The following is a 253-nucleotide window of genomic DNA, read 5'->3' as shown; positions in this document are numbered from 1 at the left end:
GTTTTTTTTATGTTTGACGGGTTTTTTGGTTTTTGTGTGGGGGTGGCGGGGTTATTTTTACCGGGGGGTTGGGCGGTGGTGCTAATTTTCGGGGGTTGGGGTTTTAGATTTTTTTTTTTTTATAAAAAACGGGGGGGGGGGTTGTTGGTAGCGCCCCGGCGGACAAAAAAAAAAAGCCCGGCGCGGGGTGGCACACAGACCCAGCAGGTATAAAAGACACACAAACCCACCCCAACCCCCCCCACCCCACACG

1 protein-coding gene is annotated in these 253 nt (G+C 52.2%); it reads left to right on the top strand.

The features are described 5' to 3' along the window. Positions 1–213: hypothetical protein (locus tag ACTHSX_RS10760; RefSeq protein WP_440379682.1), on the top strand; the 213-nt coding region annotated here is incomplete at its 5' end. Between the last annotated feature and the right edge of the window lie 40 nt (positions 214–253).

The sequence above is a fragment of the Neisseria sp. P0014.S002 genome, assembly GCF_051958295.1.
Classification (GTDB): domain Bacteria; phylum Pseudomonadota; class Gammaproteobacteria; order Burkholderiales; family Neisseriaceae; genus Neisseria; species Neisseria flavescens_B.
Note: the sequence above shows the minus strand (reverse complement) of the source record. Positions and strands in the feature narration are given on the sequence as shown.